This is a genomic window from Bacteriovorax sp. Seq25_V (assembly GCF_000447795.1).
Classification (GTDB): domain Bacteria; phylum Bdellovibrionota; class Bacteriovoracia; order Bacteriovoracales; family Bacteriovoracaceae; genus Halobacteriovorax_A.
Genome location: NZ_AUNI01000015.1, coordinates 82,599 through 107,828 on the forward strand (window position 1 = coordinate 82,599; position 25,230 = coordinate 107,828).

The 25,230-nt window shown below is 35.6% G+C and carries 26 protein-coding genes; 17 read left to right on the plus strand and 9 right to left on the minus strand.

Translation table 11 applies throughout. The features are described from left to right. Positions 1-159: 159 nt before the first annotated feature. Positions 160-1,008, plus strand: a complete 849-nt coding sequence (locus M900_RS08120; protein ID WP_021274602.1) for a hypothetical protein — start codon at positions 160-162, stop codon at positions 1,006-1,008. A 3-nt stretch (positions 1,009-1,011) separates the two neighbouring features. Here M900_RS08120 and M900_RS08125 read toward each other — a convergent pair whose 3' ends face one another. The 4 genes from M900_RS08125 to M900_RS08140 are packed head-to-tail and all read right to left on the minus strand — an operon-like array spanning position 1,012 to position 3,295. Beyond that, on the minus strand, positions 1,012-2,295 hold the full coding sequence (locus M900_RS08125; protein ID WP_021274754.1) for a hypothetical protein: 1,284 nt from the start codon (positions 2,293-2,295) through the stop codon (positions 1,012-1,014). A gap of 30 nt (positions 2,296-2,325) precedes the next feature. Continuing rightward, entirely contained in the window at positions 2,326-2,712 is a 387-nt protein-coding gene (locus M900_RS08130) for a hypothetical protein (RefSeq protein WP_021274679.1), read from the minus strand. Next, positions 2,712-3,026, minus strand: coding sequence for a DUF2288 domain-containing protein (locus M900_RS08135; protein ID WP_021274534.1), 315 nt, complete (start codon positions 3,024-3,026; stop codon positions 2,712-2,714). Before M900_RS08135 ends, M900_RS08130 begins: the two co-directional genes overlap by 1 nt. Beyond that, a complete protein-coding gene (locus M900_RS08140) occupies positions 3,023-3,295 on the minus strand; it encodes a hypothetical protein (RefSeq protein WP_021274623.1) in 273 nt (90 codons plus the stop codon). Before M900_RS08140 ends, M900_RS08135 begins: the two co-directional genes overlap by 4 nt. 77 nt (positions 3,296-3,372) lie before the next feature. On the opposite strand from M900_RS08140, the gene M900_RS08145 reads away from it, so the two are divergent. Further along, on the plus strand, positions 3,373-4,098 hold the full coding sequence (locus M900_RS08145; protein WP_021274411.1) for a hypothetical protein: 726 nt from the start codon (positions 3,373-3,375) through the stop codon (positions 4,096-4,098). On the opposite strand, the gene M900_RS08150 is transcribed toward M900_RS08145, so the two are convergent. Next, on the minus strand, positions 4,095-4,751 hold the full coding sequence (locus tag M900_RS08150; RefSeq protein ID WP_021274504.1) for an RluA family pseudouridine synthase: 657 nt from the start codon (positions 4,749-4,751) through the stop codon (positions 4,095-4,097). The two genes, M900_RS08145 and M900_RS08150, sit on opposite strands and share 4 nt — an antisense overlap. Before the next feature lie 214 nt (positions 4,752-4,965). On the opposite strand from M900_RS08150, the gene M900_RS08155 reads away from it, so the two are divergent. The 9 genes from M900_RS08155 to M900_RS08195 all read left to right on the plus strand — a co-directional run bounded on the left by M900_RS08155 (position 4,966) and on the right by M900_RS08195 (position 13,630). Further along, positions 4,966-5,355: a response regulator gene (locus tag M900_RS08155; RefSeq protein WP_021274587.1), complete on the plus strand. Its 390-nt coding sequence runs from the start codon at positions 4,966-4,968 to the stop codon at positions 5,353-5,355. Positions 5,356-5,424: 69 nt separating this feature from the next. After that, positions 5,425-6,207, plus strand: a complete 783-nt coding sequence (locus M900_RS08160) for a hypothetical protein (RefSeq protein ID WP_021274675.1) — start codon at positions 5,425-5,427, stop codon at positions 6,205-6,207. An 8-nt stretch (positions 6,208-6,215) separates the two neighbouring features. After that, positions 6,216-6,998 carry a BtpA/SgcQ family protein gene (locus M900_RS08165; RefSeq protein ID WP_021274529.1) on the plus strand — a complete coding sequence of 261 codons (783 nt, stop codon included), beginning with the start codon at positions 6,216-6,218 and terminating at the stop codon, positions 6,996-6,998. Continuing rightward, positions 6,991-7,797 (plus strand): carbohydrate kinase family protein, encoded by an 807-nt coding sequence (locus M900_RS08170; RefSeq protein ID WP_021274391.1) that lies wholly within the window; start codon positions 6,991-6,993, stop codon positions 7,795-7,797. The genes M900_RS08165 and M900_RS08170 overlap by 8 nt, the downstream gene beginning before the upstream one ends. Before the next feature lie 3 nt (positions 7,798-7,800). Continuing rightward, a complete protein-coding gene (locus tag M900_RS08175) occupies positions 7,801-8,598 on the plus strand; it encodes a sulfite exporter TauE/SafE family protein (protein WP_021274788.1) in 798 nt (265 codons plus the stop codon). Between the two features lie 55 nt (positions 8,599-8,653). After that, a complete protein-coding gene (locus M900_RS08180) occupies positions 8,654-9,817 on the plus strand; it encodes a multidrug effflux MFS transporter (protein WP_021274421.1) in 1,164 nt (387 codons plus the stop codon). 60 nt (positions 9,818-9,877) lie between these two features. After that, positions 9,878-10,699, plus strand: coding sequence for a restriction endonuclease (locus tag M900_RS08185; protein ID WP_021274359.1), 822 nt, complete (start codon positions 9,878-9,880; stop codon positions 10,697-10,699). Beyond that, on the plus strand, positions 10,692-12,023 hold the full coding sequence (locus tag M900_RS08190) for an MBL fold metallo-hydrolase (RefSeq protein ID WP_021274403.1): 1,332 nt from the start codon (positions 10,692-10,694) through the stop codon (positions 12,021-12,023). The genes M900_RS08185 and M900_RS08190 overlap by 8 nt, the downstream gene beginning before the upstream one ends. A gap of 41 nt (positions 12,024-12,064) precedes the next feature. Further along, a complete protein-coding gene (locus tag M900_RS08195) occupies positions 12,065-13,630 on the plus strand; it encodes a bifunctional GNAT family N-acetyltransferase/carbon-nitrogen hydrolase family protein (protein ID WP_021274312.1) in 1,566 nt (521 codons plus the stop codon). Here the strand turns inward: M900_RS08195 and M900_RS08200 are convergent. Continuing rightward, entirely contained in the window at positions 13,627-13,881 is a 255-nt protein-coding gene (locus tag M900_RS08200; RefSeq protein WP_198295979.1) for a hypothetical protein, read from the minus strand. The genes M900_RS08195 and M900_RS08200 overlap by 4 nt on opposite strands. A 194-nt stretch (positions 13,882-14,075) precedes the next feature. Beyond that, entirely contained in the window at positions 14,076-15,629 is a 1,554-nt protein-coding gene (locus M900_RS08205; protein WP_021274442.1) for a methyl-accepting chemotaxis protein, read from the minus strand. A 130-nt stretch (positions 15,630-15,759) separates the two neighbouring features. Here M900_RS08205 and M900_RS08210 point away from each other — a divergent pair, with 130 nt between their 5' ends. Beyond that, on the plus strand, positions 15,760-16,398 hold the full coding sequence (locus tag M900_RS08210; RefSeq protein ID WP_021274764.1) for a glutathione binding-like protein: 639 nt from the start codon (positions 15,760-15,762) through the stop codon (positions 16,396-16,398). Here M900_RS08210 and M900_RS08215 read toward each other — a convergent pair. After that, positions 16,395-17,351: an aldo/keto reductase gene (locus M900_RS08215; RefSeq protein ID WP_021274571.1), complete on the minus strand. Its 957-nt coding sequence runs from the start codon at positions 17,349-17,351 to the stop codon at positions 16,395-16,397. The two genes, M900_RS08210 and M900_RS08215, sit on opposite strands and share 4 nt — an antisense overlap. A gap of 136 nt (positions 17,352-17,487) precedes the next feature. On the opposite strand from M900_RS08215, the gene katG reads away from it, so the two are divergent. From katG to M900_RS08230, 3 genes are all read left to right on the plus strand, one after another. Beyond that, complete coding sequence (katG, locus tag M900_RS08220) at positions 17,488-19,602, plus strand: catalase/peroxidase HPI (protein WP_021274440.1); 2,115 nt, start codon at positions 17,488-17,490, stop codon at positions 19,600-19,602. Positions 19,603-19,693: 91 nt separating this feature from the next. Continuing rightward, positions 19,694-20,305: a fumarylacetoacetate hydrolase family protein gene (locus M900_RS08225; protein ID WP_021274563.1), complete on the plus strand. Its 612-nt coding sequence runs from the start codon at positions 19,694-19,696 to the stop codon at positions 20,303-20,305. A gap of 177 nt (positions 20,306-20,482) precedes the next feature. Next, on the plus strand, positions 20,483-22,429 hold the full coding sequence (locus tag M900_RS08230) for a PAS domain-containing methyl-accepting chemotaxis protein (protein WP_021274673.1): 1,947 nt from the start codon (positions 20,483-20,485) through the stop codon (positions 22,427-22,429). A gap of 24 nt (positions 22,430-22,453) precedes the next feature. On the opposite strand, the gene M900_RS08235 is transcribed toward M900_RS08230, so the two are convergent. After that, entirely contained in the window at positions 22,454-23,377 is a 924-nt protein-coding gene (locus M900_RS08235) for a hypothetical protein (RefSeq protein ID WP_021274341.1), read from the minus strand. A 216-nt stretch (positions 23,378-23,593) separates the two neighbouring features. Here M900_RS08235 and M900_RS08240 point away from each other — a divergent pair, with 216 nt between their 5' ends. Together M900_RS08240 and M900_RS17145 are read left to right on the plus strand one after the other, a co-directional pair. Continuing rightward, on the plus strand, positions 23,594-24,562 hold the full coding sequence (locus tag M900_RS08240; RefSeq protein WP_084703543.1) for a CNNM domain-containing protein: 969 nt from the start codon (positions 23,594-23,596) through the stop codon (positions 24,560-24,562). Between the two features lie 60 nt (positions 24,563-24,622). Continuing rightward, complete coding sequence (locus M900_RS17145; protein ID WP_021274594.1) at positions 24,623-25,207, plus strand: GNAT family N-acetyltransferase; 585 nt, start codon at positions 24,623-24,625, stop codon at positions 25,205-25,207. The last annotated feature ends 23 nt before the right edge of the window (positions 25,208-25,230 follow it).

Genomic DNA, 25,230 nt, shown 5'->3' on the forward strand with positions numbered 1-25,230 from the left:
CCGTGTTATCTTTACATCTAGATATTGCTCCCCAAGTTATGCTCTGTAATGCTCACAAAACATAAATAAATTTGATTATAGACGGCCAAAAAGATGATCTGGATCATGCTGCTTTTGTGTAGTTTTTGAGAGATTCTGGATGTGTAATAAAGGAGTAGTATGAAAAAAATCTTCATGTTTTTCTTAATGCTAAGTACTAGTGCTGAGTCGATGAACTGCTTTCCTGAATCAAATATGATGATCGGTGAAAAAAAGTTAAATCAAAAATCTTTTCTAGCAAAAAACTTTGAAAGTGGTTTGAGTGAAATAGAATTTCATTTAACTCTCGATAAATTTGAAAAAGTTTGGGCTCCAATTATTCAAGAGAAGTACAACAAAAAATTGATCGTTGAAAGGGATTGGAAAAATGCTCGTGTGAATGCTCATGCAACTCGGGACGATCAAGATAATCCAATGATTGTTGTGCGTGGAGGTCTCGCAAGACACCCTGATATAACTCCTGATGGACTATTGCTTATGTTGTGTCATGAATTAGGACATCACTATGGGGGAGCACCAAAGATTTTTAGAGGAAATACTGATCGTAGATCTTGGTCGTCGGCAGAGGGACAGGCTGATTACTTTGCAACAAGTAAATGTATGCCAAAAATCATTGAACAAGATGATAGTCAGGTTCCTGAAAGTGTACAAAAAAGTGTTGAGCAAGTTTGTTTTTCGGTAAATTGTAATCGAATGGTAATGGCCGCAATGAGTGTGGGACGAGTTTTTGCTTCTCTTCGTACAGACTGGAATGTTCCAGAGATAGGAAAAACAAGTGAAGAGAAAATTTCAAAAACAATTTATAGTCATCCTAATCCGCAATGTCGCTTTAATACTTTTATCGCAGGAGTAAATTGTGACAAAGAAATTTATCAAGACTTTGATAATGATGATTACTCAATAGGCGCATGTGTAAATGATGAAAGGGCCTCAAGACCTGCTTGTTGGTTTGTAGAAAATAATTATTAGTGCTTAATTAAAAAAGCACTTTTTTAAATCATCGATCACGAGGTGGAGAACTTTCTTATCATGCTTGATATAAAGGTGTTGGAAGATATCCATAATCTTTATATCAAGATTCATTTCATTGAGCTTAAGAAGCTCGATTGTGAAATCTTCACAGATACGATAGATAATTGTGAGCTTATTTAAATTTGTTGAAATTTGTTCGCTGAAGCCAACTCCATTTTTATTTCCGTGGTGTTCAAGAATAAGGAGATCGGTCTCAAGAGGACGATCGCGATAAGCTTGAATCATGTGAAATGCATCTCTTGAGTGTGTCCAGACATTACTCTTATCTGTCTCATCAAGTGATGATTCTTCAAGACTTTTCTTATCTGTAAGAAATAACATCTCTTCTTTATCGAGGGTCATGTCGGCCATGAGAGCAACAAATGTCATAAGATTTTGATGCTTGTGAGTTCCCCATGAAGATAGTTCTATTATTTTTCCACATAACATTGATACAAGATGTGCTTTTTTGAAGTATCGAGATGTCTTGGAGTTAAGTAAATCCTTAATCGCAAGAAGATCACCATCTTTTGTGTGTGAAAGTTTCTCATTAATTGCATCAACAACACCTTCAATTAACTGAGTAGAAGTTGAGTTAAAGCCAATATCTTTTAAAAGAATGAGTGCTGTATCAAGAGCTTTACCAACAATATTGTCTGTTGGGCTCATTAGCATCTCTGTATAAATTTGATTGGAAATAGAGTTTAAGAACTGAAGCTTATCAGAACTTTTAACAGAGGCATTTCTAACACCCTTATCGAGGTATTTTTCAACGGTCATTTGATCGACAGCTTCTGTTGCATGAAAAAGCTTAATTCGATGTGGAAGGCCATTCTTGCTAATTTGAATATAAATATCACAAACAGGTGTGATAACTTTCTTCAATATATGAAAAGGTACATCTGAAAATTCTTCGGCCTCAAGGTTTTCGCCAAGATTTGCAAAACAGTCTTCACAAGCTTTTTCCCAGTTTTTTCTATTAAAGCAGCGATAACCATCGATCTCTTTGTCTTCTGTCGTGACACAGATCTTTTGTTCAATGATGTCGAGATTTTCTTTGATATCTTGTGAAATAAATTCTTCTTCAATAAAGAGAGCATCCGGAAATCCAATGAAGCTCAAGTCATTCTTAAAGGCAGCGCTATCATGCTGAACAAATACCTGAATGCCTTTGTACCCATTCAGATAAACCTGTATCATGGGGAGTGCAGAATCATTCTTTAAATAGAGGAATACTTTCTTCATAAGCCTCTATATCGGCAGAATTATTAGTAATTAAAAGTTTTTTTGGAAAAAATCAAACCTGATCTTTTCAATCAGTTTCTCTGGTGAATCATTTCCAAGAAGCTTCTTTTGCTCGAGTTGCCCTTTCACAAGTACTTCTTTCGTTTGAGGGTCAGCAAAGAATTCGAGATGAATTTGGTTTTTCTTTAGATGTAGATAGTTTTCATTCTTTGTGATGATTACAACTTCATACTTTTTTGATGCCTTTTCGATCATGTCGATATTTTCTTCAGTGCTCGGGGCAAGGTATTTGAAAGGCATTCCTGAAACACAATTTTCTTTTTCCTGGCAGTCCATATCTGCTAGGCTCGAGCCACCACTAATATTATATGTTTTTACGCAAGAACTTAATAATAGAGCGAGTACAAGTAATCTCATTACTCCATCTCCTCGCGTTTAATTTGGATAAGAACATATGGTTGGATAATTAGGTATCTGAAGAAAACATCAGCTTCGTTCCAAGCTTCAATCAGCTCTTCGGTTGGTTGAAGAATTTTTCCTTCTCCTAGCCAGCCTCTGATATATTCGACTTGATCTTTTGCCATTGCTACTCCAACTGCTACAAGATCAAGGGAGTCATCTACTAAAAAAGCAGCGCCACGAGCATGGTGATCTTTAATCAGTTCCCATTTTGCTTCGTCGATATCATTAGTTAATTTTTCAATAAGCTCTTTCGATGTTTCTTCTGTCATTTTTTAATTCCCAAAATTTTTAAATCTGCTTCTAATTTAGCACGAAGATATTTTTCATCAGATGATTTAAAATATTTTTCGAGTACATCTGTTAGTTCATGATAGATCTCGTCAAAAGATTTTTTCTCGTTAACTAACTTATTTATTTTTTCAAAATATTCAACTTCTGTCACGCTCTGAGTTACTTCGCGTCTTCTCCAAGCTCCAACACAGATAAAGAGAATAATCAGAATGATGATCATAGATGAGACAATCGAATAGACTTTCATTGCACAACTCCAATAAAATTTAACATTTCCTCGTTTTTACCATATATTATTGTAAAAATCTTTACGTGGAGAGAAATATGTTCTTAGTAAGACTGGTTGTGTCATTCATACTCGTAGTATCAGTATTAGCTAATCCTGTTTCATTAACTCTATTTGCTGGTTATGCAAATCAGTTGGCATACAAAGGTGCTCCAACATGGCCAGGTCCTTCACTTATAATCGCTCCATTCTTCGCATTTTTTGATGGCCACCTCAGGCTTACTGGTCCTGGATTAACATGGGCTTTTTATGATCGTGAAGACCAGCATCAATTCGAGATTGGCTTTAAGTATTCAGATGGCGCCCAGAAACCAATGATTAGACTAAACGATACGACAGAGTCATTTCGTAACAAAAGAAGAAGCGTTGTGGATACAAACATTAAGTATACATATCGATTTGGAGAAAAAAATCGCTGGGGTTTCGGAGTTGATATTGAAAGGGAAATCCATCGCTACAATGGTGTTAGTTCAGAGTTTGCTTTTTATGCGCCTTTGATTCCGTTAGTCTCGTTCAAGTATTCAATAAATATTGCAGAGAAATCTTCTAATCAATATGCTTATGGTCCAGAGGCAAACGGTGGTGTTGGGTATCAAAGTTATACAATCTCTAATTTCATTCCATTTGTACCGTGGAATGGGAGAATCATAAATACGCTTTCTTATTCAGTTATCGGCCAAGGAGCCTCGAGGCACGCAGATTATGTAAGAGGTGATTATAAGAATTGGATTTTTATTACTCGTTGGATGTGGTCAATTTTCTAATTAAACTCAGAGGAAATAATCTCTGTTAGCTCTTCAGGAAGGGGGCAGCTGATTTTTACCCATTTTTCTTCAATAGGGTGATGAAAGCTAAGTTCGTATGAGTGAAGGAATAAACGATAGAAGTTGAATTTTTGGCGGTAGTAATTATTGTAAATCGCTTTGCCGTACTTTGTATCACCAACAAGATTGAACATACGTCGAGAAAAGTGGCGTCTTATCTGATGCATTCTGCCTGTCTTGATTGAAACATCCGCAAGTGAGTACTCACCATTTTCTTTGAGCCTTTTATAGATTGTTTTGGCTTCTTGAACAGCACCATTTTCAGCTTTAAGTGGAAAGTTAAATTCTCCCTCTTCATCGATAACACCTTTGCACATTGTGATATATTTTTTCTCAACGAGATCAGTGCTCCATTGTTCTTTGATTAGTCTTGTGGCCTCTTTTGAGAGACCGAAAATCACAACACCCGAAACTGGTTTGTCGAGACGATGAATTGGATAGAGATATAAGTCAGTTTGTTTTTTTAAAGAGCGCATTAGGTGCCTGCGATCTTTGTCTTGGCTTTTAAAAGGGTGCACGAGAATTCCTGCAGGTTTTGCTACTGCAATATAGTGCTTGTCCCAATAGAGAATATCTAATTTTTTCTTCGCCATAGGGGGTGATATTATATGAATTTACTTTCCTCTGTAAACTGGTCATTTTTATGGCAGAATTCGGACTCGACTAAAAATATTGTCACTCTGTGTTCACAGATTTCTAGGAAATTAGTAAGTTACAAAAAAATAATCAATAAAATCTCATCATTATGAGTTTTGCTTGTATTGATATTACACTTGATAATGAGAGTAGGTAAGAAGGGGTTTCGATATGACTTCAGAAGCGTTTCAATTTGTTTTTGTGGATGATGAACCAGATATCAAGGATATCTATGAAGTTTTTTTATCTTCTCTATTTGGGGATGAGCTGAAGTTTGAATTCTTCCTAAACGGAGAAGAGTGTCTCAAATTTCTCGAGAGCAAAGATATGGAAGGGAAGCATGTGCTGATTATCTCAGATATCAATATGCCGAAAATGGATGGGTTTACTCTTTTAAAAAATATCTCTAATAAGTTTGAAAATGCAGAGGTCGCACTTTCAAGTGCTTATGATAATACAGATTACAAGGAGAAGGGTTATAGTCTAGGGGCGATTGACTTTATTCCAAAGCCTGTAGATTTTACAAGAATTGCCCAGCTTATACGCGACAGACTTAACTAAAGTCTAAAGATATTACAGGTAAGTATTTAAATTATATTATTCTGAATAGACATGGAGTAAGTTTGCTTCATGTTTAAAACCTTAATTTTCTCACTAATCATTTCATTGAATTCATATGCGGCAATGACGGCATTTGAAGTGCGTGACACTTGGAAGAAGGTGGAGAGTGCATTCTTTGAAGAGTTGCAAGAGAAGGGAGAACATATTCTATTTCAGTGGAGCGATGATTCCGTTACAAAAGTTGCGGCCATGAGTCACGGACTACCTCGTAAACTGCACGTATCATCATCTCTTCTTACAAATATGGAATTGAAAAAAGAGCATTTGATAAATGTCTTTTGTCATGAGCTGGGTCACATTATTGGTGGAGCACCTTTTATTGAGGAGTTTCCAGGTGATAACAGAAAAATATCAACCGAAGGACAGGCAGATTACTTTGCTACCGCAAAATGTATGAAGCGTGTTCTGGACCCACAAGAATACGAAGATGTTATTATCGATTTTAAAGTAAAATCTGATCTATATAAGCGTGGATGTACGACTCGTGAGTGTCAGCTTATATCTTTTTTCTCGCTACAGGCGATACAAATTCTTGGTCCACATGAAGAACTAAGTTTTGAAAATGTTGATAATAAAGTTGTTGATTATACATATCCATATAAGAACACTGAGCAATGCCGTCTTGATACATTTGTTGCTGGGGCAATTTGTCCTGTCTCTGAAGATGTCAATTTTAGTGATGAAAGCCAGTCATTTGCTGCTTGTCACTGGAGAGGTTTTAGTACAGACTTTATTCTAGGAGCAAGGCCTGCGTGTTGGTTTCGCCCATTTACACTTGATAGCTTTTACTAGAGTTTCTAATGAATTTAAAAAACAAACCTATTATTGCAGTTATTTATTTAGCGCCTTCACTTGGCTATGAAAAACACCCTGGAATGGATACTGTGTTTGAACAGGCTAGTGAGGATATGGAAGTGTTGATTAAATGTGGTGTTGATGCAGCATTACTCGAAAATGAAAACGATCGACCTTATTCAGTATTGGCCAGGCCTGAGGTCATCGCATCGATGTCGGTAACTTCTTACCAGTTAAGAAAAGAATTTGAGAGTAAAATTACAATTGGAACAGAGTTTTTGATTAACGATCCTGAGGCTTCGCTGGCGATGGCAAAAGCATCTGGAACAAAATTTATTCGAACAGATTACTTTGTTGATCGAATGGCCCGTGAAGAGTATGGCGGAGAGATGAGAATTGCTCCGCTTGAAGTTATGAACTTTAAAAAGAAAATTGGTGCAGAGGAAATCAAGCTATATAGTGATATCCAAGTGAAATATGCAACGATGCTTGAAGATAAAGCGATAGAACAAAGTGCTAAACAGGCAATCGAAATGGGCAGTGATGGGGTTATCGTTTCTGCTAATCTTACAGGTGTTGCACCATCAGCTGATGATTTAATTGCAATTAAAAAAGCTGATGAATCAATCCCTGTACTAATAGGTTCAGGTCTTTCTTATAACAATATCGAATCTCTTTATCCTCTTTGTGATGGGGCAATGGTTGGCACAGCATTAATGACAAATTACAGAATGGATTATGAGAAGGTTGCTCCATTCATGGATCGCATAAGGTCACTTCGTGGCTAGAGTTGCTGTCTTTGGAGATCTGTGTGTCGATCAGTATCCAAAACAAGGGTTAAAATTTCTCGGGGGCTGTGCATTTAATGTCACGGCAACATTTCAAAAATTAAATTCAAATTACACTTTTATTTCACTCATTGGTGAGGATGAATATACTGAAGCAATTGAAAAGTATCTTAATGACTCATCGATTGATTCATACCTTTTTCGAGTTCCTCATCCCAATCAAGAGATTGAAATTATTCTTGATGAAAATGGTGAAAGAAGTTTTGAAAATTATCAGAGTGAGATTTTAAACGTTCAGGTAAGTTTTGAATTTGATGAATTTGATTATGTTATCTCTCCATACTTTGATGAAATTAGATCACTCGTTTCTGGCTCATTAACGAGTTCGAAGCATAAAGTTTTCCTCGATTTACAAGATGGATTGAATATTTCAGAGAGTGAATTTCAGGGACTAAGTGAAAGAGCCTCTTATATCAATATGGGTAATGAGGTGTTCTCACACGACTTTCTGCTAAAAAGATCTGTGGATTGTATTATTACTGTAACTCTCGCAGAGAGAGGAAGCCGAGTTTACTCTCAAGGTAAGTACAAAGATATTGAGACAGCTAAGGTTGAAAATGTTGTAGACACAACAGGAGCTGGAGATAGTTTCTTTGCGTATGTTGCAAATGGGCTAATTAATTTTAATTTAAGTCTTGAAGACAGTGAACTTCATCAATTAGTTAAAGAGGCTAACTCATTTGCATCGAATATAATCAAATTTATAGGTCCAAATTCTAATTTATTCATGTTAGCTTAAAGAATGACTTTTTTAATTTATATTGGACTAGGTATTTTTGCAGGAACACTGTCAGGTATCTTTGGAATTGGTGGGGGACTTGTAATTGTTCCCACACTTCTTTTTTGCTTCAAGATTTTAAACTTTCCTGAAGAATATGCAATGCACATGGCGGTTGGAACATCGCTTTCAATCATTCTCGTGACAGTTGCTAACTCTATGTATGGCCATCATAAAAATAGTAATGTTGATTGGAGTATAGTAAAGAAAATATTTATTTCAATTGTAATTGGTGCGTTTGTTGGAAGTTTTGTTAGTAAGGATCTTGCTGCAGACACCCTGGAAGTTATCTTTTCAATCTATGTCGTAGTCGTGTCTTTAAAGATGTTCTCTGACATCAAAGTTGAAAGAGAACTCAAACCAACAAGCATGACCCTTTATAGTGTAGTTGGTTTTATTATAGGATTTAAATCAGCTCTTTTGGGCATCGGTGGTGGAACAATTAGTATTCCTTTTCTTACTTGGCGTGGACAACCAATGAAAAAAGCGGTCGGAGTCTCAGCTGCTCTTGGCATTCCAATCGCCCTTTCGGGGAGTGCAAGTTATATCCTAAATGGCTATGGTAATCCAAACCTTCCTGAATACAGCCTTGGTTATGTCTATCTGCCAGCTCTTGTTGGTGTCGTTCTTACAAGCTCATATTTTGCCAGAGTTGGAGCAAAAATATCTCACCGCTTACCACAGGCTCAGATGAAGAAGGGGTTTGCTATCTTTCTGATGATTGTCGCAATAAAGATGATTTATCAAAACCTACATGGTTAATTAAGTTATCTTAAATTAAGTAGAAAAATCTTTGGGACAGGAGTAAGGTTGGGAAATGAGCATTTACTTACTACTTACACTTGGCGCTCTATCGGCGTTTGGTCCATTGACAATAGATTTATATTTACCGGGTTTTAGTGCAATAGCAAAAGACCTTGGGGTTTCAGTTTCAGATGTTCAATATACGTTAACATCATTTCTTGCAGGACTTTCTGTTGGTCAACTTCTATATGGACCAATTTCAGATAAAATAGGAAGAAAGAAGCCGTTAATTTTTGGAATCATTGTTTATATTATTGCATCGATCGCAATTAGTTTTGCAACTACGCTTGAAGCACTTGTTGCATTAAGATTTATTCAGGCCCTTGGATCATGTGTTGGGATGGTCATTACACGCGCACTTGTTCGCGATATGTTCGAACCTAAAGAAGCGGCAAAAGTATTCTCTCTAATCATATTAGTTATGGGAGTTGCCCCAATTGTTGCACCTTTAATTGGTAGTCAAGTTCTATTATATGCTAGTTGGCGTCTGGTTTTTATTATCTTGGCAATCTTTGGTGCGCTAACGTTTGCTGGAGTACTTAGATTTGTCCCTGAAACAATTAAAGAAAAATCTCCGTTAAGTGTAGGGTTTAAAAATTATTATTATCTCTTTTTTGATAAGCAATTCATAGTAGCTACAATCATAAGTGGTACTACAATGGGAGCAATGTTCTCATATATATCGGGATCGCCGTTTGTTTTTATTAATATTTTTCAGGTAACGCCTAAAATGTATCCTCTTATTTTTGGTGGAAATGCGCTTGGGTTTATCGTTTTCTCTCAGATTAATTCAAGATTATTAAATATCTTCTCTCTTGAAAAAATTTTAGGGACTGCTGTCAGTATTTGTCTTCTTGCAAGTTCAGTAATGAGTGCAACATTATTCTTCAATCTTCCAGATGTAATTTTCTTTATTGCGCTTTTTATCTCGATAGCCTCAATTGGATTTGTACTTCCAAATATTACGGCCAAGGCCTTAGAGTACCAAAGAAAGAGAGCGGCCGTTGCCTCGGCATTGATGGGAAGTTTACAGTTCTTGATATCTTCAATTGGATCAATTCTTGTAACTGCGTTTGCAAATAATACTGCATGGCCAATGAATATTGTAATGGTCGGTTTTATGCTTTTATCGTTTCTTTTATATTTCCTTGGGATACATAAAAGCGCTTCTCAATAAATACTTGTTATCTACTCATGTCTTCTAGTAAGATATTAACAAATAAAGATGTGAGTAGTTATGAGTCCATTAGTAAAAAAATCTACAGGTGAATTTGAAGAGTTTGATGAGCAGAAGCTTCGTCGTTCTTTGAAACATGCAGGTGCAATACCTTCTGAAATCGCAAAAATAATTCAGCAGATTCGTCCACTTATTCATGAGGGGATTTCGACTAAGAGAATTTTTAATCATTCATTTAGATTGTTGAGAAGATACTCTCAGGAGTGTGCAAGAAACTATTCTCTTAAAAAAGCAATTTTTGAATTAGGTCCTAGTGGCTTTCTGTTTGAGAAATACGTTGCAGAAGTTTTTAAAGCAAAGGGCTTTAAAGTTAAAGTAGGTGTTGTTAAGAAAGGTTGCTGCGTAAAGCATGAAGTAGATATTATTGCATCAAGACCAGATAAGACCATTTATGTCGAATGTAAATTTCATAATCATCCAAATCGTAAAAATGATGTTAAGACTGCTTTATATATAAACTCAAGATTTCTCGACTTAAAAAATAATAAGGCAAATGAATTTGATGAGTTTTATCTCGTTTCGAATACATTATTTTCAAAAGATGCTGTTAAGTATGCAGATTGTGTAGGTGTGAAGCTATTGGGAATTAATAGCTCCTATGGTGATGACATCCAGGCAATCGTAAATAAATACCACCTTCACCCAATTACATCACTTCAAAGCTTAAAGAAGAAGCATATTCATGCGCTAATGAGTAGAGAAATCGTCTTAGCAAAAAGTCTACTGAAGCAGAAGAAAACATTGTTTGAACTAGGGCTCGATGAAATGGAAATTAAGCAAGTGTTTAGTGAAATTAAGAATGTGAGAAGATCATATGAATAGCAGTTTGAAATTTTTTGGTGGGGTTGAAACAGTAACTGGAAGCAAGCATCTTTTAAATATTAATGGTGCTAACTTTCTAGTTGATACAGGATTGTTTCAAGGTGAAAAATATATTGATAAGAAAAATGATGAGCCAATTGATCTAGATATTTTATCAATTGATGCTATTTTTATCACGCATGCTCATCTTGATCATTGCGGTTATCTTCCTTATCTCATTCGCAAGGGATATCGCAATAAAATATATGCGACGGCTGAAACACTTGAACTAATGAAAGTCAGCCTGGAAGACAGTGCAAAATTGATGAAGAATAAAAAAGAATCTAAGCACTACTATGACCAAAATGATGTTCATCGTGCGCTGTTGCAAGTTGAAGTTGTAAAGTGGGAAAAGTCACTAAGAATAAAAGGTGTTGAGATTACATATTATAGAGCCTCTCATATACTGGGCTCTTCTTTTGTAAACTTCAAAATAAAAGGGGAGTCAGTCACATTTTCTGGAGATCTTGGTCGATATCATTCTATCATGCAGATTGCCCCTCAAGATCTTTGCGACACAGATACATTGATTATTGAGTCAACTTACGGGAATCGAGATCACGCAGACGCAAATGCTGAAGATAAGTTGGCTGATATTATTACTGATGCGATCAAGTATAAGAGAACTGTTCTCATTCCGGCTTTTGCAATTGATCGTACACAGATGATTTTACATCTTCTGACAAAGCTAACAGCTCATTCCAATCTGCAAATACCAATTGTGTTATCTGGCTCGATGGGTATAAAGGTTACAGAGATTTATAAACGAAGTTCTGAATTCTTAAAAATCTCAGAAGAAGAGTTTGAGAATATTTTTAAAAGAATAAGAATTATCGAACACTCAAATGATTTAGAAAACTTTCTCGTAAAATCACAAGGACCGCAAATCATTGTTGCGGGAAGTGGGATGATGTCGGGAGGAACAATTCTTGCTCATCTTGAAGCTTTTGGTCAGGATGCGAATAATGTTATTGTTTTCACAGGCTTTCAAGCAAATGGAACTCTTGGAAAGCAACTTTTAAATGGTGATATGAATGTAAGAATTGAAAATCAAGAAATAAAAGTTTTTGAAGTACAGTCAAAAATTGAAAGTATAGAGGGCCTTTCTGCTCATGGCGATCGTAACGATTTACTTCGCTGGATAAAGTCTGGAAGAAAAGTACCTCAAAGAATTTTCGTTATTCACGGGGAAGATGACGCGAGGGAAGCATTTAAAGAATTTGTGGAAAAAAATACTGAAAGTAGCGCCATATGCCCGAGAGAAGGACTATTGTACGATATTTAGCGTATACTTTATAATTTTCTAATTGATGTTATAATAACTGCATGGAAAAAATTCAAAAAAAACTAATTATCAGAAATGCGGATGTTACAGATCTAAATCAAATCAATGCTATGGTTTCGAGAAGCTATAAAGACGAAAGTCTTGCTTATAAAGGAACGATGGTTGCATCACAAATTACACACTTCAAGCAAGGATGCTTTGTCGCAGAAATAGATGGCAAAATTGTCGGTTACTGTGCAACACTTAGAATTTCGGGAGAAAAATGCTTGAAAGAGCACTCTTGGAGAGAGATTACAGGTGGTGGCTTTGGCTCTACTCATGATTCTAAAGGTGAGTACTTATATGGTTATGAAGTGTGTGTTGATCCTGAGTATCGTAAGTTTAAAATAGGACAAAGATTTTATAATGAAAGAAAAAAGCTTTGTCGATTTTTAAGATTGAAAGGAATTGTTTTTGCTGGAAGAATGCCAAATTTGAAAAAAAGAATAAAGGAAGTTGGTTCAGTAGAAAATTATATTAAGGCAGTTAAAGAGAAAAAGATTAGAGATAATGTACTAAATTTTCAACTTCGTAACGGTTTTGAAGTAATTGGTTACATGAAAGATTATATTCCAGGAGACCTTGAGTCGATGGGATATGCATGTCACATGATGTGGAAAAATCCTGAATTTGAAGATGAGAATATAACTAATAGCAGTAAAAAAACTTATAAGCCTTCAATTGATGAGATCGGATCTGTAAGAGTTGCGACAGTTCAATATAAGCAGAGAAAAGTAAAATCAATAGAAGAATTTGAAGCGATGGTAACTTACTACGTCGATGTTTGCTCTGAATATAAATGTGACTTTGTTCTATTTCCAGAACTTTTTACATTGCAGCTTCTTTCTTTGGAACCAGAAGAACTTCCACATCATATTGCAATTGAAAAGATGGCTGAGTATACGCCAAAACTTACTGAGTTTTTTAAATTTTTAGCATTGAAATTTAATATCAATATTATCGCGGGCTCACACCCAGTGAAAAATTCGATGGGGGAGATGAATAATGTTTCATTTATCTGTTTAAGAGATGGGACAATTCATGAACAAGCGAAGATTCACCCGACTCCAAATGAGCAGTACTGGTGGAATATAAAAGGTGGTAAAGAGTTAAAAGCTATTCAAACTGACTGTGGTCCAATTGGGGTGCTGATATGTTTTGATAGTGAGTTTCCTGAGTTATCGAGATATCTCGTTGATCAAGGGATAAAAATTTTGTTTGTGCCATTTCTGACAGATGAGAGAAAAGGATATTGTCGTGTAAGGTACTGCTCTCAGGCCCGTGCCGTGGAAAATGAACTCTATGTTGTTATGTCAGGCTCTGTTGGTAATTTACCTAATGTACCAAATATTGATATTCATTACAGTCAAAGTTGTATTTTAACACCATGTGATTTTCCTTTTGCAAGAGATGGGATCGCCGCCGAAGCTACTCCAAATGTAGAAATGGTGTCATTTGCTGATTTGAGAATTGATACACTTGTTGAGTCAAGGAATACTGGTACGGTTCAGCTATTAAAGAATCGTAGGCATGATCTTTATAGTGTTGAATGGCATGGAAAATCTTAGTTTTTGAAACTATTGATATAAATTTGACCAGAGACTTCTCCATCTATGCGAATTTGTTGAACCTGAATAGATAGGCCTATTTCACTGTTTCTATATAGTTCTTGATTTTGTTGTTGAGTCTTATTGGTATAGGATAAAGCTGTAACGATTTTCGATACGCGTTCTTTAATAAATTCACATATGCGCTGATTAGGTGGTATTTGAAAATCACTTGAGATTGAAAAATTATCTATCTCAAAGTCGCACGCCATAATCATATCTATATTCAATAAAAGTATTAAAAGATATTTCATACTTATAATCGTATGACTTCTTTTGCGTAAGATAAAGTTAAGAATCTGTTAATGTTTTATTTAAGTTATAAATGTCGGCCGGTTTATATGCTAGTATGAATTTTTATTTAGGGATTTAGGGAGGGAACTTAATGATCCTCCCTATATCATTTTTATCCAGCGATAGTTTTATTTAAATTATCTGTCATTTCTTTAAGTGTAACAACCTGGCGTCTAAGTTGTTCAGATGTATGGGCCGTATCTTGAGACATTGTGCTGTTTTGTTGTGCCACTGAGTCTAGTTCGGTAACAGCAAGATTAATCTCTCTTACTCCATTAGATTGCTCGCCACTTGCTGTTGAAATTTCTTCAACCATTTCAGTTACCTTATTAACATCAAATACAATATGGTCAAAAATAGAAATACATTCATCAGCAATCTTTAGACCTGATTTGACTTTTTGCTCGCCTTGTCCGACTAAGTTTGCAATTCTCTCCTTCGAGTGTTTAATCGTTGTTTCTACTTGTTGAATACTTTTTTCTAACATTTCTGATATTTCGTTCGCAGAGTTTCCACTCATTGTTGCAAGATTTCCTACTTCCTCTGCAACAACGGCAAATCCTTTTCCTTGCTCTCCAGCTCTTGCAGCTTCTACTGAAGCATTGAAAGAGAGTAGCTTAGTTTGAAAAACGATATCGTTAATTACTTTTGTTTTTTCTCCAATTTCATTAATAACACGAACAATATTTTCAAGCTCCTTATTACTTTCATCAATTTGATTAACAATCTCAGTGTTACTGTTTGCGATATCTTGAATAGATGTCATCATTCTATTAATACTGTCTTTTCCCTCGTTTACCGACTGCTGACTTTTATGAGAAATTTTAATTGATTCTCTGGCATTTTGAGAATTTCTTTCAATCATGGCACTAGTCTCTTCAACAGATGAAGAGGTCTCTTGTAGTGCAGATGCTTGTTGTGTGGTACTTGAAGAAAGAGATTCACTAATTGATGACAACTTCCTTGCAACCTGGTCAATTGAGTCGGATTCTTCTTTAAGACCATTACTGATATTCGTAAGCTGCTTATTAAGTTGAATTGAAAAAAGGACACTTATAACTAGAGTAAGCAGTGCAATGATTGCAATTCCTATATAAATTTTTTGTTTGATATTCGACATCTGCTCTTGGATTGCACTTGTGTAAACCCCTGTTCCAATAATCCATTTCCATGGTTTGAAATATGCAATATAAGAAATTTTATCTTCGGGTGCTTCGCCTTTTCTTCTTTCGAATTGGTAATCAACATATCCCGTCCCTTCGGCTTTTTCAATTTCTTTGAAATTACTCATGTAGTTCTTCCCATTAGCATCAATAGAATTTGATCTGTCCTGCCCAACTATTTCATCTTTTAAGCCATGGGCCATTCCAATACCATTTTGGTACGCAAAGAAATAGTCCTTGTCTCCATATCTCAAAGTTTTGAAGAGCTGTTGTGTTTCAGCTTGTGCCTGTTTGTAGGTGATTTCTCCACTTTGCACTCTCGCATCGATTTTATGAAGCATTCCAATGACTACTTCAATAGCTGTTTTTATTTCTACTTTCTTTTGCTCAACAAAGAAGCTCTCATAACTTGGAATGATGTAAAACAGGAGGCCTAAAATGATAGGAACAAAAGCACCAAATACTAGTATTAATAATTTTACTTTTAGACTCTTTAGTTTCACAATTCTCTCCGTTATAGTAGTTTAAGAACTTATCGTTTCTTTTATTTTGAAAATAATACTGATTGATGAATTTTTATTATTAACTTTTATTAATATTTTGAGCTTTACTTTTATTTGAGGAGAATTAAATATGAATGAAATTAAATTATATTCTTTAGCAACTCCAAATGGACAGAAAATTTCGGTTGCCCTAGAGGAAATGGGACTGACCTACCAAGCGTATACAATTAACATCTTAAATGGCGATCAATTTACTCCAGAATTTGTTGCGATTAATCCTAATTCTAAAATACCTGCAATTGTAGATACAAATGGTCACCAAGTATTTGAATCAGGTGCAATACTTTTGTACTTAGCTGAGAAAACAGGATTGTTCTTATCATCAGATCCAATACTTAGAAGTGAGACACTCCAATGGTTATTTTTTCAAATGGGAGGGGTTGGTCCAATGTTTGGTCAGTTTGGTCACTTTTATAAATATGCTGGTGAGAAATGTACTCATCCATATCCAGTAGAAAGATATACAAATGAAACGAAGAGATTACTTGGTGTTGTTGATAAGAGGCTAGAAGGAAGAACATTCTTAGTTGGTGAAGAATATTCAATTGCGGATATGGCAATTTTTCCTTGGGTTCTATGCCTTGATAAATTCTATAATGCGAGCGAGTACCTAGGATTAAACGACTTTAAAAATATCAAAGGTTGGTTGGAGCGAATCTTGAGTCGTGATGCAACACAGAGAGGCCTAACGGTTTGTTCGATTAGTTAAGCCTCATCCCATAGGTTTTCGTATGTATATGGACCACCTTCAGGAGTGAAGAAGCGTCCATTTACATAACGATAATTTCTATCAAGTTGATCAATAATTTTAAGATCTGAAGATACAAGTTCAAAGTCTTGCGACTCTAAATTCTCTTTTGCCCTTGCAGGTGTTACTGTCTTTGGTATGACAATCGTTCCTCTTAATATAGACCAGTTTAAAATAATTTGAGCTGGAGTTTTCTGATATTTTTTTGCTAATTCTACAATCGTTGCATCTTCAATTAATAGAGGCTCATCTGAAGCTAGCATTTCTGCTGGTCTGCCAGCTGATCCAAGTGGACAGTAACAAGTTAAGGCTATCCCATTCTTATTACAGTAATTAACTAATTTATTCTGTGCTAAGTAAGGATGAAGTTCTACTTGATTCATTACTGGTTTTACTTCAGCTTCATTTATTAACTGATCCAATTTTTTAATCGAGAAGTTTGAAACACCAAGTGATTTTGTGAGTCCTTTTTTATAAGCATCTTCCATTCCTTTATATGTTTCAAGTATTGGAAGTTCTTCAAGGGAAATATAATCTTCTGTTTTTTGGGGAAAGCCGACTTCTTTCTTGATGGCAACTGGCCAGTGCATAAGATAAAGATCAAGATAATCAAGTTGAAGGTCTTTTAATGATCTTTCTAACTCTGGTACAACGTCTACACGGGCATGACTGTTGTTCCAAAGTTTTGAGGTGATAAAAAGATCTTCACGCTTTACGATTCCTTCATCCATCACTTCTTTCAAAGCACGACCAATTTCATCTTCATTTCCATAAACTGTTGCACAGTCAATATGGCGATATCCAATTTTAATTGCCTCTTTTACTATGTTATAAACTTCATTGGGTTTTGAAAGCCATGTTCCAAGGCCAATCATAGGAATTGTCTTATTATTGTTTAAGTTCTTTGTTTTCATGTATTTATTCTAAACACATTCTCTGTTTTTTCACAATAGTTCTTGAGGGAAAGGGTGCAATAAAATTTGTTTTCTTGGCGTTTAGATAACTGTTAAACTATTGGGGTTTTTACCCAATAACATACAGAGGTATTTCATGGAAAAGAAAAGAGGAACTACTAATAGTGATTGGTGGCCAAATCGTTTAAAGTTAAACATTCTTCGTCAACATTCAAACCTATCAAATCCGATGGGTGAGGATTTTGATTATGCAAAAGAGTTTAATACTCTTGATCTTAAGCAAGTAAAACAAGATATTGAAAAAGTAATGACAACATCACAAGATTGGTGGCCAGCTGACTACGGTCACTATGGACCATTTTTTATTAGAATGGCTTGGCATAGTGCTGGAACGTACCGTACTGCAGACGGTCGTGGTGGTGCTTCAACTGGAACACAAAGATTTGCTCCATTAAATAGTTGGCCAGATAACGTTAACCTCGACAAGGCAAGACTACTTCTTTGGCCAATCAAAAAGAAATACGGAAATAAAATTTCATGGGCCGATTTAATGATTCTCGCAGGTAACTGTGCATTAGAATCAATGGGATTTAAAACAGTTGGTTTTGCTGGCGGGCGTGAAGATGTTTGGGAACCAGAAGAAGATATTTACTGGGGTGTTGAATCAGAATGGTTAGCAGATAAGAGATATAGTGGAGAGAGAGATTTAGAAAACCCTCTTGCTGCAGTACAGATGGGTCTAATTTACGTTAACCCTGAAGGGCCAAATGGAAACTCAGATCCTCTCGCTTCTGCAAAAGATATTAGAGAAACATTCGCAAGAATGGCAATGAATGATGAAGAAACAGTTGCTCTAATTGCTGGAGGTCACACTTTTGGTAAGTGTCACGGTGCAGGTGATCCAAAGAATGTTGGACCAGAACCTGAAGCAGCTGAAATTGAACTTCAAGGTTTAGGCTGGAAAAATAAAATGGGTACTGGTGTCGGTGTTGATACAATTTCATCTGGACTTGAGGGTGCTTGGACAAAAAATCCAATTAAGTGGGATAATAATTATTTTGAAAATTTATTTGAGTATGAGTGGGAACTAACGAAAAGCCCTGCTGGTGCTCATCAGTGGAAACCAAAAAATGGTGAAGCTTCTGATAGTGTTCCTGATGCGCATGATAAGTCAAAGAAACATGCTCCAATGATGGCGACAAGTGACCTCGCTCTTAGAATGGATCCGATCTATGAAAAAATCTCAAGAAAATTTTATGAGAATCCAAAACTTCTTGAAGAAGCATTCGCAAAAGCTTGGTTTAAATTAACTCACAGAGATATGGGCCCTATTTCTCTTTATCAAGGAACTGAAATTCCAAAAGAAGAATACCTTTGGCAAGACCCGCTACCAAAAGCAGGGAAGTCACAGTTAAGTGATAGTGATATCGAAGAACTAAAAAAACTAATCATGGCAACAGGTCACTCTGTCGCAGATCTAGTTTCTGTAGCCTGGGCTTCAGCTTCAACTTTTAGAGGTTCTGATAAAAGAGGTGGAGCTAATGGTGGACGTATTCGTCTTGCTCCTCAAAAAGACTGGGCAGTTAATAATCCTGCAACTCTTAAAAAAGTTCTCGATTCTCTTGAAAAAATACAAAAAGAATTTTCTAAAAAAGTATCAATGGCAGACTTAATTGTACTTGCAGGTTGTGCCGCTATCGAAAGTGCTACTGGAAATAAAGCAAAGGTTCCATTTTTTCCAGGAAGAGTTGATGCGAATCAGGAGCAAACCGATATCGAATCATTTGCAGTTCTTGAACCAATTGCTGACGGATTTAGAAATTATGCAAAAGGTAAATATACTTTTAGTGAAGAAGAGCTTCTTGTTGATAGAGCACAACTTCTAAGTTTAACTGCTCCAGAAATGACTGTACTTGTTGGAGGAATGAGAGCGCTTGGTGTTTCTTGTCATGGAGCATTCACAAGTACGCCAGGAAAATTAACAAATGATTTTTTTACGAATCTTCTTGATATGGGAATAACTTGGAAAGCTTCGTCCAAGGATACTGGAGTTTTTGAAGGGACAGACAGGCGTGACGGTAAACTTAAGTGGACAGGAACAAGAGTTGATTTAATTTTTGGATCAAATTCAGAGTTAAGAGCAATCGCGGAGGTATATGCTTGTGAAGGATCACAAGACCGTTTTGTTAAAGATTTTATCGCGGCTTGGAATAAAGTAATGAACTTGGATCGTTTTGATTTGAAAAAGTAGTTTTTTGCCGTCTCGGGTCATTTGGTCCGAGACGATCTTGTAGACATCATAAAATATTCATCTTATCGTAATTTAATAACTTGGAGAGAAGATGACTCAAAATATCTATTGTATTGGAAGAAATTATCGTGCCCACGCTGAAGAATTAGGAAATGAAGTTCCAAAGTCGCCAGTCGTTTTTTTGGCTACTGTTAGCTCTCTTCGTAGTTTTGAGCCAGCTCCAATTGCTTTTGAGGATGAAACTTTCAATTTTGAAGCTGAGCTCGTTTTAAAAATCGCGCGTGATCATTTTCTTGGAGAGAAAATGGGGAAGGATTCAATTGAGGCTATCGCTTGTGGATTAGATCTTACTCGTCGAGAGGAACAAGCCAAATTAAAGAATAAAGGACTTCCATGGACAACAAGTAAGTCATTTCTTGGTTCAACAATCGTTGGTGAATTTTTTGAAGTTTCTAAATTTCATAATTTAAATTCAATTAAATTTGATTTTTATGTGAATGGAAAGCTTAGGCAAAGTGGTGATACTTCTAATATGATTTTTTCTTTTGCAGCGATAATAAATTATCTAAATACATTCTCTCCTCTTAAAAAAGGTGATTTCATTTTTACCGGAACGCCAAGTGGTGTTGGAGAAATTATTAAAAATGATAAATTCGAATTTCATTTTCTGGAAAATAATGAAGTATGTAAGGGACAATTGTAACACTTAATTTTTTTCTATTATTTCAAGATTATATTTTAAGCCTGAGGGGTATAGTCGGACTTTTAAATCCCTTAGGGCAAAGACGAACTCGCTCACTTACTAAATTAATTTAATCTAAATAATACATCTCTTATGTCGAAAGGTTTCTATATATAGTTTACATATAGGAGTATCGCAATGAGTACAAAATCCAAGGAAGTTTTTGAGTTAGCTGATGGATACGATTCTGGAAAGCTTTTGGCGATTGATTCGAATTTTGCCGTCATTGAGTTTAATCCAGATGGGACAATCTTGACGGCAAATGAAAACTTTTTGAATTTTATGGGTTATGACCTCAATGAAATAGAAGCTCGACATCATAAAATGTTTTGTACTGAAGAACTAGTAAATAGTTTCGAGTACAAACAATTTTGGGGAAAACTTGCTAAGGGGGAATCTCAAATAGGTGAGTTTAAAAGAATTACTAAAAATGGATGTTATGTATGGTTACATGCCTCTTATACACCTATTAAAGATAAAAGTGGAAAAGTTGTTAAGGTCGTAAAATTTGCGCAAGATATTACTACACAAAAAGATCAAGAGGCAATGAATCGTGGAATTCTTGAAGCAGTTTCAAGAGCTCAGGCCGTGATTGAGTTCAATTTAGATGGAACAATTAAAACTGCAAACGACAATTTTTTAGCTACTCTCGGATATCAGTTAAGTGAAATTGAAGGAAGACATCATCGTATGTTCTGTGAACCAGAATATGCAGACTCTAATGAATATGCAAATTTTTGGAGAAAACTGAATAACGGAGAAATGTTTTCTGGAGAATATAAGCGAATTGGAAAAACTGGTAGAGAAGTGTGGATTAATGCTTCCTATAATCCGATTTTTGACGCTGATGGAGAGGTTGTTAAAGTTGTTAAGTTTGCAACAGATGTGACAGCTACTAAAATTCGCAATGCTGATTTTGAAGGACAGTTGAAAGCGATAGATATTTCTCAAGCGGTTATTGAATTTGACCTTGATGGAAAAATTTTAAAAGCGAATCAAAATTTCTTAAAAACATTAGGTTATTCTTTAGATGAGATAAAGGGACAACAGCATAAAATTTTTTGCGAACCAGAATACGCAAACTCAACGGAGTATAAGCAATTTTGGTTGAAGCTTAAAGGGGGAGACTTTGACGCTGGAGAATATAAACGAGTTGGAAAAGGTGGACGCGCTGTCTATATCCAAGCTTCTTATAACCCTATTCGAGACGTAAATGGTAATGTGTATAAAGTCGTGAAATATGCAACTGATTTAACAAAAGAAAAAGAATTATACAATAATCTTGTTAATACATTTGATGAAGCAACAATTGAACTGAGAGCGTCTGCTCAAGGTCTTGCTTCGGCAGCAACTCAGATGAATCAAAATGCTACTGTAACTCTAGAGCAATCAACGTTAGCATCTGAATCAACTCGCGAAGCGACTCTGGGCCTTTCAAATGTATCAGCTAGTACGGAAGAGCTTTCTGCTTCAATTGGCGAAATCACTAAATCATCAAATAAAGCATCTGAATTTTCAACTGAAGCTAAGAAGAAGTCAGAATCAGCAAATAAAACAATACAAGAACTTGGTGTCGCGTCAGAGGATATTGGAAATGTTGTAAAAGTAATCAGTTCGATTGCTCAACAGACAAATCTTCTTGCTCTCAACGCTACAATTGAAGCCGCTAGAGCAGGGGATGCTGGAAAAGGATTCTCAGTTGTTGCTAACGAAGTTAAAGAACTCGCAAAACAAACGGCTCATGCAACTGAAGACATTTCAAATAAAATTATAAATGTACAAGCCTCGACTAGTTTGGCGGTCGCTTCAATAGGAGAGGTATCTGAAATTATCGATCAATTGAGCCAGATTGCTTATTCGACAGCTACTGCCGTTGAGGAACAAAGCGCTACGACCAAAGAAGTTAGTAGAATCTTATCAGAGTCAAACGGAAATATGGAAAACATTACTAATGTTATCCATGAAGTGTCGATGGCCGCAAATGAGAGTTCTCAATGTGCTAATAAGACTTTAGAGTCAGCTCAAAAGTTGAGTGAACTATCTGAGATACTAAAAGTTTTAATTGATAAAGCTAAGGCTGCATAAAAAAGGGGCAATAATAATTGCCCTTTAATTTTTATTTCTTTCCCCTCCAAAGAAGGTTGTTCTTTCGAGATCGACACCAAGAATATATCTTGAATCAGGACTTAAAATAAAATATCCGGCCTTTGGAATTTTATTAAAAAATATATTGTCATTGTCTGGTTTAAAGTCAATATCTTGGTTGTAACCAAATTGATAAAGCTGTGACTTCATATCTGTATAGCCGATAATTCCTTCTGTTTTTCCATACCTGTTACTTATCGATTTAAACGTTGCAAATTTTTTATTCTTATATTCTTCCACAGACACAGTTGCTTCGCCGAGTCTTTCGATACTTCCATCTGGGGAAACATCGAAGCTATGATTATTCCATAATCCCGATATATTAAAGTCTTTAACCTGCGGGAATGACTCACCTTTTTGAGCAATAAAAAAGAATGTTGTATTATCTCCTCCGATAATGGTCGTTTTGTCATTTGACAGTATCATTGCAACATTTGTGAGGTCGCGAAGATTAATATCTTCGTTGAAGTCTAAGTTTGCTCGGAAGTAATTAGTCTCAGTATTTTCAAGTATGATAGAATTTTTTATTTCATCGTATTCTTTACTTATATTAAATTCTCGGGAATCTGTTTGAATCTCTTCTGTTACAAAGTATTTTTTGATTTTGACAAAGTGATCAAGGGAAAACTTTTTGAAGTATGCTTTCCCGTCTTCCTTTTTTACTATTTGAAAACTTATTGTTCCACCGAATGTCTCTGATCCAATAGAAGTAATAAATCTTCCTTGAAATGGTGTCGGTGTAACTTCTGGTTTTTGTACTTCTGGTTGATCTGTTGCATCTGTAACATCGTTGATGGTAGTAGGACCATTACTATTAAAGGCAGAAATTTCAATTTTTGAGTCTGAGCAACTGCAAAGTAGAAGTAAAAATATATAACAAAATTTCATGGGGTACTCCATTTAATTTGGTGACAAATATATTCTCGCATAGATAAGAGAATATAGTTTAGAGAATTCGAGAAATCTGTTTAGATTTATCTAAAAAACAATATGTTATATGTTTTTTGCCTGTTATATTAGTAGTTTACATCTTTATTGTGAACTTTATGTCAATTCAATGATACAGATCTTATCAGTACATAGTTTTTTGATATAATATGTTTTATGCTAGCATTTTACATTCTATTATCAGTTTTTGTGTCATTTATGTGCTCACTCCTCGAAGCCGCTATTTTAAGTGTAACTCCGACTTATCTCGCCACTTTGAAAGTAAGTAACGAATCATTATATAAGAAGCTATCTTATCTAAAGGAAGATATCGAAAAGCCATTAGCTGCAATCTTAACATTTAATACAATTGCTCATACGATTGGTGCTGCAGGGGCAGGTGCTGAAGCCCAAAAATTGTGGGGGAATGAATATCTCTCAATCTTTTCAGCTATCCTTACTTTTATTATTTTATTTTTTAGTGAGATTATTCCCAAGTCAATTGGTGCTAGGAATTGGAAATCAATTCTTCCTATTAGTTATTATATTTTATTACCAATGACGATTCTTTCTCTACCGATTGTATGGATTTCAATAAAAATTTCGAAGATTATTAAAGGAGATGCGGTACTTGATATTGGTCGTGATGAGATACCTGCAATGGCGGAGCTTGGAGTTACTTCTGGGACAATAAAGGAATCAGAGTTTCGAAGCCTAAAATCAATACTTGATTTTGCTAATTTACGACTTCGAGATGTTTTAAAACCTGCTGATGAGGTTGTCGGAATTTCACGAAATTTACACATCAATAAAGCGTTAGATGAAATCAATCAGAATACTTTCTCAAGGCTTATTGTTTTTGGTCTCAACCGTGACGATGTTAAAGGTTATGTGATGAGAAAAGATATCCTCCAAGCCATCATCGAAAAGAGGGATGTTAAAATTAAGGATATTGCACATAAAATTTTGATTCTTCCAGAAAAGACTCGCGCGCAGGTAATGTTTGATCGCCTGCTTGCAATGAAGGCTCATATCGCAGCTGTTATTGACGAGGAAGGAAATTTTCTTGGAATAATTACACTTGAAGATCTTATTGAAAGACTTGTTGATACTGCGATTTTTGATGAGTTTGATATAGACTCTTAAATCTTGTCATGAAATAGCTAAACGGTCATAATCTATTTTAAGAGACTTGGAGGAAAAAGAGTGAACTTAAGATTAGATAATGGCTACATGATCCGCGAGATGGATGAAGCATCATTCTTTGAAATGCAGGCTCCTTTTCGTTCAGTTCTCTTTGAAGATGATCACTCACTCTTTCCTGCTGAGTATATGTCAGAGAAGGAAAAAGAAAGTGTTGGTAAGCTTCGCCAAAACCTATCAAAAGACACATATAAGCTCTATCTCGGAGTATTTGACCCTGGTGATAACTTTGTTGGTTGGCATTGTGGATTTCAAGAAAATGCTTTTACGTTTTATATGACTAATTCGGCTATCTTCAAGGAACATAGAAGAAAAGGTCTTTATTCCTCACTCTTAGATTTTGCGATTGAAACTTTAAAGGGGAAGGGATTTCAAGTTATATACAGTCGTCATAATGCTACAAATAATGCAGTGATTATTCCAAAGCTTAAGGCTGGATTTGTCATTACTAATTTGGAGCTCGACGATGTTTTTGGAGTGCTTGTTCACTTAAAGTATTACGTTAATAAAATAAGACGTAAAATTCTCGACTATCGTGCTGGACAATTAAGTCCAGATGAAGAATTAAAAAAGCTTTTTAAAATGTGAAAAATTCGGAGTTGGGTTGAGTA